Origin of the sequence: Maribacter sp., assembly GCF_049667165.1 — a bacterium.
GTDB lineage: Bacteria > Bacteroidota > Bacteroidia > Flavobacteriales > Flavobacteriaceae > Maribacter_A.
Map to the genome: position 1 here is coordinate 1 of NZ_JBATHS010000229.1, position 12,356 is coordinate 12,356.

A 12,356-nucleotide genomic window follows, 5' to 3' on the forward strand; every position below is an offset into this window, starting at 1 on the left:
CCTTCAAAGATGACAACGCTAGGGAAATTTACTTGTTTCATGAAGCACACATAGCCTTAGTAACTAAAATAGGGCCGCTTATAGGTGACGTTTTGGTGATGGATTACTGGACAGAAGAGTAAGGGAAATTAGGCAACAATCTTGAACATTAAACATTAGACAATGAACAAAACAGCATACATTACAGGAGGATCCAAAGGTATCGGATTAGGCATAGCGGAGGTTTTGGTAAAAGAAGGTATCCATGTTGCGATTACGGCAAGAACTAAAAGTGATCTAAAGATCGCCGAAAAACATTTAAAAGCCATAGGAAAGGGAGATGTTTTAGTCATCCAATCCGATGTGAGAAATTTAGCCGATGAAGAAAGAGCGGTGCAACAAGTTATTGATACCTGGGGACGGTTGGATTATTGTATTGCCAATGCGGGTATCGGGAAATTCAGCCCTATTGATGAAATGAGTGCCGAAGTATGGAATTCGGTTATCGGCATAAATTTGACGGGGGTATTCCATACCGTTAAAGCGGCTATTCCAGCCCTCAAAAAATCCAAAGGCTACATTATTACCATGTCGAGCTTGGCAGGTACTAATTTTTTCGAACAAGGAGCGGCTTATAATGCCAGTAAATTCGGGGTAGTCGGTTTTTCCCAAGCAATAATGCTCGATTTAAGACCTTACGAAATCAAGGTGACCACCATTATGCCGGGATCGGTAGCCACTTTTATTGATGGACAAACGCCCACCGAGAAGGATGCTTGGAAAATTCAACCAGAAGATATCGGGCAAATGGTAGCTGATTTAATACGTATGAATCCGAGAACGTTACCTAGTAAAGTAGAAGTTCGACCTTCTGTACCGCCTTCTGCAAGGAAATAAAAATTTTAGCCATAATCGTTTCCATCGAGTTAATATAGTGTCAATGCTTGTTAATCTGTATCAACAAACAACTTTAAAATAGCGGTATTTTTATCTCATAATTCTATTTGACACCTTCCATTATATGAAGAACTATGTTTAATTTCGAATTGTATGCCTTTCAAGTTAGCTTGCTTACGATTTCGTTTTCAGTTTTTTTTAGTAGTAATATATTTGGTGTTTGGTGGCCTAGTTTGACCAATTCTTTGCAATGAAACAAATTATATACCCACAAATATGTAAATTTTGTCATTGCAATAACATTTGGATATATCTTTAATCGAAGATGATAGTTCTATGGGATATCAGATTAAGTTCGTTTTCGTGAGTTGTCTCGTTTTGTTTTCAATGAGTTTTTTCATGGGATGCAAAGGGGAAAAATAAGGAATGCAAGAACAAAAAACACCCAACATCGTATGGCTAGTTAGCGAGGACAATTCAAATCACTTTTTGAAATTATATGAAGAAAATGGAGCATCCATGCCGAATATCGAAACTTTGGCAAAAAAAGGAATTGTATTCAATAATGCTTTTTCCAATGCCCCCGTTTGTTCTGTAGCTCGTAGTACCATTATTTCAGGTTGTTATGCTCCAAGAGTGGGCGCACAATACCATCGTAGAATGGAATTGGCCCCAATGCCCGATGGTCTCAAAATGTTTCCACAATACTTAAGGGAGGCAGGATATTACACCACCAATAATTCAAAAGAAGATTACAACTTAATTAAGTCCGATCAGGTTTGGGACGAATCCTCCGATAAAGCCACCTACAAAAATCGCAAGGCGGACCAACCTTTTTTCCATGTCCAAAATTATGGCACTACCCATGAAGGGCAATTGCATTTTACCAAAGCCCAAATGGACAGCACTACCACCAAAACCCATCTTGATGATGTAGCGGTCTTTCCTTATCATCCAGATACACCGACGTATCGCTTTACAAATGCTTATTATCGAGACCTACATCAAAAAGTAGATACTGAAATAGGGGATTTTATCAACCAATTGGAAGAAGATGGCCTTATGGAAAACACTATTATTTTCTATTACGGCGACCATGGCGGGGTATTACCAAGAAGCAAAGGGTATATTTATGAAAGTGGACTAAATGTCCCCATGGTAGTCTATGTGCCCGAAAAATGGAAACACCTAATGCCGATGCAAGTAGGTTCGCGTTCGGATGCTTTTGTACAATTTATAGATTTGGCCCCTACCGTATTGAACTTGGCCCATGTTCCCATTCCAAAACAAATGGATGGCAAGCCATTTCTAGGGAGGGATATTACGCTAGAAGGTTTGCAACAAAGAAACACCGCTTTTGGCTATGCAGATCGTTTCGATGAGAAATACGATATGGTAAGATCATTACGGCAAGAAAATTTTAAATATTTACGCAACTACCAGCCTTTCAATATCGATGCCCTTTTTAACTTCTATCGCTATAAAATGTTGGCCTATAGAGAATGGGAAGACCTTTATAAAACCGGTAAATTAAATAGTGTACAACGTCAGTTTTTTGAGGCTCGTTCCCCAGAAGCCTTGTTCGATCTGGAAGAAGACCCCCATGAAATAAATAACCTGGCCAATGATCCATTCTATAAAACTGTTTTATTGGATTTAAGATCAAAATTACAACATCAGGTAAAATCAATGCCCGACCTAAGTTTTTATCCAGAATCCTATTTTTTGGAAAACGGACTTTCGAATCCGGTAAAATTCGGGCAAGATAAAAAAACAAATATTTCTGAGCTTATAGATATTGCGGACTTAAGTCTATCCACATTTTCAAAATCAAATAAGAGTATCGATAATGCCCTAAAATCAAGTGATCCATGGAAACGCTACTGGGGTCTCATAGTATGTAGTAGCTTCGGAAAAGATGCTTCATCCTTTTTCGAAAGGGCAAAAGAAATGGCATTAAAAGACAAAGAAAATTTGGTGCGCACAAGGGCGGTTGAGTTTTTAGCCCTTAATGACCAGGGGGTCGCCAAAGATTTATTTTTGGACATTTTACAAAACGTTACGTCAGAATCCGAGGCTAATTTAATACTGAACTCCATCGCATTGCTTAAATCTGTAAAACCGAATTTCGAATTGGAACTGCCTAAAAGCATTTTTAACCCTGAATGGATAAACGAAGAAGGGGATTTGATAAAGCGTCGGATTGAATTTATCAATGAAAATCAATAATTTCGAAAAAGTCTAATTATCATTATTCCATAATATCAAAAAGAATGAAAAAATTTAGTCCGTATTGTGTTTTATCCTTAGTACTTCTATTCTTCTTATCATGTAAAGAAAAGAATAATGATCTTGGGGTTACTGAAACCACAAAGACCAAACCCAACATCATTATTATTTATGCGGATGATTTAGGGTATGGGGAATTGGGAGCCTATGGTGCAACAGAACTAAAAACCCACAATCTGGACAATTTGGCAAATGAGGGTTTGCGATTCACCAACGGTTATGCTACTTCGGCGACCTGTACCCCAAGCAGGTATGCACTCTTGACAGGGGTTTACCCATGGAGAAACAAAAGCGCAAAGATTCTACCGGGTACAGCCCCGTTGATCATCGATACAGCACAAATAACCCTTCCTAAGATGTTAAAAGAACAAGGCTACCACACCGGTATTGTTGGCAAATGGCATTTGGGTCTCGGTAGTGGTAATGTCAATTGGAACCAGCACATCTCGCCAGGACCCAACGAAGTAGGCTTTGAGTATAGTCATATATTGGCCGCCACACAAGATAGGGTGCCAACCGTTTACATACAAAATGGGGCAGTCGTAAATCTTGAACCCAATGACCCGATCGAGGTAGATTACGACAAAAATTTTCCTGGGGAGCCAACAGGCTTGGAGAACCCCGAATTGCTAAAAATGAAATGGCATCATGGGCATAATAACAGCATAGTGAATGGTATTCCCCGAATTGGCTTTATGAAAGGCGGGGAGGCCGCCAAATGGGTAGATGAGGATATGGCCGATTATTTCTTGGCAGAAGCCCAAGCATATGTCAAAAAGCACAAGAACGAACCATTTTTCTTGTACTATGCCTTACAACAGCCACACGTGCCGCGCACACCGCATCCCAGATTTGTAGGCAAATCGGGAATGGGTCCTAGAGGGGATGTTATCGTCGAAGCGGATTGGGTCGTTGGTGAATTCATAAAGACACTGGAAACCGAAGGGCTATTGGAGAATACACTCATTATATTCTCTAGCGACAATGGTCCGGTACTCAATGACGGTTACTATGACGATGCAGTCGAAAAATTAGGCAAACACAATCCCAAGGGGCCATTACGCGGTGGGAAATACAGCCTCTATGACGCCGGGACCAGAGTGCCTTTCATCACCTATTGGAAAGGCAAAATACTACCAGGCAGTTCTGATGCCCTGGTCTCCCAGGTCGATTTACTGACTTCTTTGGCAACTTTGGTCGATAGTGATCGCAAAGGTCAGGACAGCAATGACCTACTAGACGTTTTTCTGGGCAAAAGCAACAACGGTCGTGATAATATTGTACTGGAAGCCTCTTCCCGAACCGCATTTCGCAAAGGTGAATGGGTCTTGATTCCGCCATATGATGGTCCGGAAATAGCCGAGGCCGTTCAGATCGAATTAGGAAATTCGCCCACCCACCAACTCTATAACCTGAAAGAAGATATCGGGCAGCAAAATAATCTTGCAAAAAGCAATCCTGAAAAATTGCATGAAATGATTACAGCATACGAGGCAATCCGTGGAATCGATAATTCTGAAATCCAGCAACTCGAACTGAAATAGAAACCGAATGACGGGCTTGGTTGTTTTAATAGGATGTATTGTATTGCTCATTGTGGCAATTACAGTTTTAAAAGTGCATCCGATTCCAGCGCTCTTAATTGCGGGTTTGATTTTAGGCCTTGCCTCGGGCAGTTCTGTCGAAATTGTTACGGAAAGTCTTTTAAACGGATTCGGAAATACTTTAAAATGGATTGGCCTTGTTATTCTATTTGGAACTTTGCTAGGCGAAATTCTTGCCGTGACGGGAGGTGCCGATGTCATTGCGGATAGTGTTATCAAAATTTTTGGAATCAAGCGTTTACCCTTGGCCATGGCGGTCATAGGATTCTTGGTGGGGATACCCGTTTTTGTGGATGTTGCTTATTTGACCTTGCTTCCCACTGTTATTGCCTTATCTAGAAAATCGGGTCATTCCGTTTTAGTGTTAGGACTTTCGCTCGCAAGTAGTTTGACCGTTGCCCATGCTTTGATTCCTCCAACCCCAGGCCCTCTAGCAGTTGCTGCTATTCTTGAAACTGATATCGGTGGAATGATTCCTATAAATGTGACAGTGGGATTATTTGCCGTTATTGGAGGATTAATTTGGATAAAATTCAATAAAAATAATTTGACCATTCCGCTACCAGAAGAGGTATTGCATACCATAGGAAATAAAAATTCGATTCAAGGTTTCAAACGTGTTTTGCCTTTTGTGGCTTTATTGATACCCTTGGTTTTAATGGGAATGGGGAATGTGTTTTCTGGGAATAATCCGGTAATTGCATTTATAAAAAATCCCGTTTGGGCACTTTTGATTGGGGTAGTATTCGCGTTACCGCTTTTAGAACGAAAAGGTTTTTCAAAAAAGCTAAATGATTTTTTTCAAACAGCTGGGGCCAAATCGGCCACGGTTATTTTGATAACAGGTACGGGAGGTGCATTTGGTCAGGTCATAAAAGATTCTGAAATCATCAATACCCTTTTACCAGAAGCGGGTGGACTGGCCACCTTTGGAATTATCCTTCCTTTTCTCCTTAGTTTTATGTTTACGACGGTAACGGGTTCAATCACGGTTTCTTTGATAACGACGGCCTCGATTATGGCCCCGATGGTAACTTCTGGTTCGTTACAACCTGAGTTGACCGCTGCCGCCATAGGTGCCGGCTCGCTCGGGATCATCCATGTCAACAGCAGCTTCTTTTGGCTTTTTAAAGAGGTTCATAAACTTGAAACCGCCAAACTTTTAAAAACGTTTAGTCTGCTGAGTGCAGTTGTGGCAATTTCTGGTGGACTTGTGGTTTTTCTTCTTTACTATTTAAAACTAACTTAATAGAAAATATAATTATGGCAACTTTAGACTTCACATTTGTAGCGCATAGTAACAAAAAGAGTTATATCAGGTTTTTAACCATCTTCGCCGTTTTGGTGTTGAGCTACGGTTGTAAAAAGAAAACCAAGATGTCTGAGGTTACCGAACAAAGACCAAACGTCATATTCGTTCTCATGGACGACATGGGTTACGGACAATTCGGTGTTCACAACGATACTTTGAAAACATCGGACTTTGACCCTTACTTTGTTCATTTGGTGGATAGCCTTCAGCATTACTCTTTGGAGGAGTCATTGGAATTTTCGAAGACGGCCATGCCAACGGTCAGCAAACTTGCAAGGGAAGGTGTTTACTTTACAAACGCCTTTACATCAAGCAGTTTATGCGCACCTTCAAGAATGGGTATCGCCACTGGTGTTTTACAGAATAGATTTGGTGTGTATAGAAATACCGATGCTGAGAAACGCGGGATAGACCGGGGCAATCACTTAGCCACAAAAATGCGTGACTTAGGTTATAAAACCGCACATATTGGAAAATGGCATATTGGACAGTTTGATGATAGCATGTTGAAGAACGCTTTGGCAAAGAACGGTTTAAGTGACACCCTAACATTACCAAACATACGAAAATCCCATCCTGAAGTTTATGATGAACTCATCAATGGCGGGTACTTGGGCTCTACAGCTGAAAAACACCATCCCTTAAACCATGGGTTCGACTATTTTTATGGGTACAATTACTGGGCGAGTCAGTTTTATAATGCGACCAATGTCTGGGAGAATAAAGTTCATGCAGGTATTCAAGAAGATTACAATACCGACACTTTCACCACCAAGGCTTTAAATTTCATTGAGAAACAGGTTGACGATGATGAACCCTTTTATGTGCAATTGCATTATCATGCGGTGCACGATTCGCTCGAACCCAAAGCCCCTGCAAAATATTTTGACCGCTTTTCTTCAAACTCGTATGACCTGAACAACTTTTACGCGCATCTCTATGGTGTTGATGAAAATATAAAAAGAGTTGTCGCATTTCTCAAATCAAAAAATCAATATGAGAATACCATTATAATTTTCAGTTCTGACAACGGAGCGATGGCAGGAGGTTCTTACCACGGACACAAGACAGGCTCCCCCCTTCCAGGAAATGCACCCTACTCAGGGCATAAAGGAAACTACTATCAAGGCGGGGTTCGTGTGCCGCTGTTTGTTCATTGGCCCAAGGGAATTAAAAACCCCTATCATTCGAAACACCTGGTTTCCGCTATGGATATTATCCCGACAGCCCTAGATGCCGCGGGGGGAGAAGTTCCAAATGACATCGATGGAAAAAGTCTTCTTCCCATATTGAGGGATGAAAATTCACTACCAATACATGAAGAATTATATTGGGCGGGAATTCACTCCAACCGATGGGGCTATACCATCGTTAAGACAACCAAGACCCATGACAATGAAGCGGAATTTGCACCTCCGGCTTGGGCCATTGTAAAAGGTGATTACCTCTTGCGTTTTACCGGAACTTTAGAGAACGGTGTATACAAGGATTTTTTGGATGGAAGAGAGCCGGTTTTCGAGCTCTTTAATCTAAAAAATGACCCCAAAGAAAAAAATGATTTAGCAACATTGATGCCGGAGGTAGTCTTCGAGATGCAAAAAACGTATTTTAAAAATACAAGCGATTTTAAACCGCCGACCCGATGGGATATAAAGAAATGGGAAGAACTTCAAAAACCTTCGCCCGATTTTGACAAGCTGATTTTTAAGGATTAAATCTATAACTGCATTTTATGCCCATTACGAGATTTCATAATTTATTGACCCTATTTTTTATTATAGCCTCAGCCGCTTCTGCGCAAGAGGTAATTACGTTTAAACCGCAAGATGGAGATATGACTCCGACGGTTCGAAAAGCAATCGAAGAACTTTCAGACAAACACGTGAAATTGGTTTTTACCGAAGGTACCTATACATTTTTTCCTGATTATGCCTTGGAGCATTACAGCACGATAACCAATCACGGCAACGGACTTAAGAAAGTGATTTTCCGTCTTACGGATTTTGATTCCGTTGAAATCGAAGGTAACGGAGCAGCGTTTATTTTCCATGGTCAAATTGCACCTTTTCAATTTGAGAATTGTGGTGCCATCAAAGTCAATAATTTGACCCTGGACTGGGAAATTCCCTTTACATTTCAAGGAGAAGTTATGGCGATCGATGAAAAAGAAGGTTGGCGGGATATAAAGCCTTTTACCGATGGATTTTCTTGGGAATTAAAAGACGGTCGCATCCATTTCCCGAATATCGACGGTTTCTCCTTCGACCACATGGGAAGTACCTTGCCCTTCGACCAAAAAAATAAAAGAGTCTCCCACGGTGCTTGGGATATCAATAGTAATCCACGGTATGTCGAAAAACTGGCTAATGGAAACTTGAGATTTCACGAACCTCTGAAGTACTATCCGCCTGTCGGGAGTATTCTACATTCGAAAGGGGAGCATGCCAAAAATAGATACGCACCCGCATTTCAGGTCAAAGAATCGCAAAACATGGATTTTGAAAATATTACAATCCATCATGCTTTGGGAATGGGGTTTCTCTTTGAACGTTCCGAGAACATCGTCATTTCCAAATGCGGAATCTATGTTCGAGCAAGTTCTGACAGGGTCGTCTCTACCATCGCAGACGCAACCCATTTTGCGAATTGTAAGGGAGATATTCTTATAGAGAATTGTGAGTTCAGGCACATGTTGGATGATGGCACAAACGTACATGGCACCTATGTGTCAATAGATGAGGTTATTGACGAACACACGGTTCGTGTTGGGCTCATGCACTTTGAACAGCCAGGTTTCAAATTTGCCGATACGAACGATGAAGTTTGGTTCATTCAAAATCCCGACCCGACTCGAGGGGCCATAAATGAAGTTTCTGAAGTAAAATACATCAATGAAAAGTTTTCGGAACTGACCTTCAAAAATGCAATTCCGAAGGATTTGAAAAAAGGTGACATCGTAGAAAACAAAACTTGGAATCCAACTTTTACGATGCGCGGATGCACGATAAAAGACCATCGCGCACGAAATGTTATTATCAAAACACCCGAAAGAATTATAATAGAAAACAACGCCTTTTCGTCCATGATGTCTTCGATACTGCTTAGAGGGGAAACTTTTTTCTGGTATGAATCCGGTGCCGTAAATGATGTGGTTATTCGGAACAATACCTTTAAATACGTCGCTTACAGCGGTAGTCCACATGCGGTGCTTACAATTACGCCGAGATTGGCTATAACGTTCGACAAAACTATGTTGTACGATAGTAACATCCTTTTTGAATACAATACGATTGAAAACTTCGATAGTGCCATCATCTGGGCAGACCGGGTCAACGGATTGACGATCCGAAAAAATACTATCAAAAGGACCAATGATGCAGAGGCCCTATATCCTGGGCGTCCACAATTTGAGCTTGTTAATAGCAAAAATGTGGTCATCGAAAAAAACAGTTATGAAGGTAGTCCCGTAAAATTTATCGAAGCAGATGAGACAAGTCGAGCTACACTTAGCTTGAAAAAGAACAAAGGGTTTCAAAAACCGGATTAAAATATGCCGAAACTGAAATTCAGATAATGAATTTATTTATGAAAAGAAATTTAATAATCGCAATCAATCTGCTGATAACTGGTATGTTTCTAATCTCCTGTGGGGAAAAGAAGAAAGAGTCCACAGTTCATGAAAAAGCCATGTCTACCGCAAAACCGAACATTGTGCTATTGTTCGTTGATGATTGGGGCTGGGCGGATGTTGGGTTTCGAAATCCTATTTTCCATACGCCTAATATCAATCAGTTAAAAAAAGATGGACTAAATTTTGAGCGTGCCTATATTGCTACTCCTACATGTAGCCCAAGTCGAGCATCCCTATTAACGGGAAAGGAACCGGTGCGTTTTCAAATGACAAGACATATAATCGATAAAAGGGAAAAGGTTGCCGAGGCTGGTAATGAAGAGTTTAATCTATGGCCCAATGACCCTGTTCAAAGACCTTCACGAAATTGGTTGCCATTAGAAGAAATTACCTATGCCGAGCGATTAAAAGAATTTGGGTATTACAATATGTTCATAGGGAAATGGCATTTAGGGGAGGAAAAATACCATCCTACTCAACAAGGCTTTGATGCGCAATTTGGAACGACAAATGCCGGGCACCCCAGAAGTTATTATCCTCCTTTCTTCGAATCAGAACAAGACCCCATGGGTTTTGCGAGCAATTATAACGATGAATACTTAACCGATGTTTTAACCGATGGGGCTGAAAAGTTTATATCGGACTATGATAGAGAACAACCCTTTATGTTGTCCCTATGGTATTATAATGTACATGGTCCATTTGTTGGAAGAAAAGATTGGCTCGAAAAGTATAAAGCGGCAGGCCTAGTAGGCGAATATGCCGAATATGCTGCCATGGTAAGTGCGATGGATGAGTCGGTAGGACGAGTTCGTAAAGCATTGGAGGCAAAAGGTATTGCAGAGAATACCGTCGTTATTTTATTATCAGATCAAGGCGGGAAGTTTACGAATGCCCCGTTGAGCGGTGGTAAGATTGGCAATACCTTGGGTGAAGGTGGTGCGCGGGTTCCTTTTATCGTATACTATCCTGAAGTGACAAAATCTGGTTCTGTTACCGATACTCCTGTTCAATCCATAGACCTCTATCCGACGCTTGTCGAAATAGCATCTGGAAAAAGCGGTGTCGACAGTCATATCAATGGTAAAAGTCTACTATCCTTATTGAACGGGAAAAAGATGGCTCCTCGCAACCTGTATTTCTTCCGAAGCTATGAAGATCAGTATACCGCACTCATTAAAGGTGAATGGAAATTGGTAAAATACCATAGTGGTGAATTCCAACTTTTTAATATATCAAAAGACATTTCCGAAAGCCATAATTTAGTTAACACTTACCACGAAAAATCTGCGGAATTGAAAACCGAATTATTGGAATGGGAAAAAGAAGCTGTGCCGTCTTTCTAAAACAACACCAAGCAATTTCCATTTTACCAAATCATCTATTCCACCAATCACACTATATTACCAACGACTTGGTAATTAAGTTAAAATAGTGTTAACCTCAGGTAAAGAATGCATATATCCAAAAAATTATATCGATTTACTTTACAAAGCACAAAAAAAGCCCTCTTTTTTTGCGAATAATAAAATTAAAATTAGAGCACATTGCATTTTTCATATCATTTAAATCATTTTATTCAAATCACGAGATAGCATTCAATACCATTTACATCATGGAATAATAGTACAAGACATAAATTTTTTATACCAATTACCTATTGGATTATTTTATGATTGAACATATAAAAAACGTAAAAGAGAATGCTATTCAATGGGTTTTCAATTGATATAACCCCCGGATTTTAACCAACGTCAAGTTTTTGTCAAGTTACAAACTGTTAATAACCAGTACTTTATTATTACATTTTCACTCTCGAATACAAAATAACTATTTAAACCTTAAACATTATTCAACCAAAATGATTATGAAAAAAACAACTTCAACATTTTTACAAAGAGGATTTCTGTTAGGGATTCTTTTTGCACTGATGGGTTTTCAGCATCTGCATGCCCAAAACACCGTGACGGGAACGATTACGGATGAAAATGACCAACCGGTACCCGGTGCCAATATCGTTGTACAAGGCACAACGAATGGAACACAAACCGATTTCGATGGTAACTTTACCATTGAGGTTACACCAGAAGATGTATTGGTTATTTCCTATTTGGGTTATATAACCCAGAACATTACCATAGGGAACCAAACCATTATTGATGTCAAACTTCAAACAGATCAACAACAATTGGATGAGGTTGTGGTTATCGGTTATGGTACTTCTAAAAAGAGTGATGTTACGGGTGCCGTAACCCAAGTAACCGCAAAATCTTTTGAGAACCAACCCTTAACCCGTGTGGAGGATGCCTTACAAGGCAGGGCCGCCGGGGTAACCGTAGCCGGTTCAGGTCAACCTGGCGATGGAATGAAAGTGAGAATTAGAGGGGTAAACTCTATTACTGGTGATAATGACCCACTTGTAGTTGTTGATGGCGTTTTTGGCGGGGACCTTAGAACTTTGAACCCTAATGATATTCAGTCGATTGAAGTACTTAAAGATGCTTCTGCCCTTGCGATTTATGGTTCACGAGGTTCTAATGGGGTAATTTTAGTCACTACCAAAAAAGGCTCAGGAAAAGCTAAAATCTTTATCGACCAGTTTGTTACATATGCCACGGTTGAAAAAAGGTTGGAAACACTAAGC

The 12,356-nt window shown here is 40.3% G+C and carries 8 protein-coding genes; all 8 read left to right on the plus strand.

The window, feature by feature from the left end:
- Positions 1-162: 162 nt before the first annotated feature.
- Positions 163-876: an SDR family oxidoreductase gene (locus WBM98_RS11625; RefSeq protein WP_424366188.1), complete on the plus strand. Its 714-nt coding sequence runs from the start codon at positions 163-165 to the stop codon at positions 874-876.
- Positions 877-1,302: 426 nt separating this feature from the next.
- A complete protein-coding gene (locus tag WBM98_RS11630) occupies positions 1,303-3,105 on the plus strand; it encodes a sulfatase family protein (RefSeq protein WP_424366189.1) in 1,803 nt (600 codons plus the stop codon).
- Positions 3,106-3,149: 44 nt separating this feature from the next.
- The gene (locus WBM98_RS11635; RefSeq protein ID WP_424366190.1) at positions 3,150-4,709 is read left to right on the plus strand and encodes a sulfatase family protein; all 1,560 of its coding nucleotides are present in this window, start codon (positions 3,150-3,152) and stop codon (positions 4,707-4,709) included.
- 7 nt (positions 4,710-4,716) lie between these two features.
- Positions 4,717-6,018, plus strand: coding sequence for a GntP family permease (locus WBM98_RS11640; RefSeq protein WP_424366191.1), 1,302 nt, complete (start codon positions 4,717-4,719; stop codon positions 6,016-6,018).
- Positions 6,019-6,032: 14 nt separating this feature from the next.
- On the plus strand, positions 6,033-7,796 hold the full coding sequence (locus WBM98_RS11645) for a sulfatase-like hydrolase/transferase (RefSeq protein ID WP_424366192.1): 1,764 nt from the start codon (positions 6,033-6,035) through the stop codon (positions 7,794-7,796).
- Positions 7,797-7,813: 17 nt separating this feature from the next.
- Entirely contained in the window at positions 7,814-9,628 is a 1,815-nt protein-coding gene (locus tag WBM98_RS11650) for a right-handed parallel beta-helix repeat-containing protein (RefSeq protein WP_424366193.1), read from the plus strand.
- A gap of 38 nt (positions 9,629-9,666) precedes the next feature.
- Positions 9,667-11,058: a sulfatase gene (locus tag WBM98_RS11655; RefSeq protein WP_424366194.1), complete on the plus strand. Its 1,392-nt coding sequence runs from the start codon at positions 9,667-9,669 to the stop codon at positions 11,056-11,058.
- Between the two features lie 521 nt (positions 11,059-11,579).
- A partial coding sequence (locus WBM98_RS11660) for a TonB-dependent receptor plug domain-containing protein (RefSeq protein ID WP_424366195.1) occupies positions 11,580-12,356 on the plus strand: 777 nt, incomplete at its 3' end.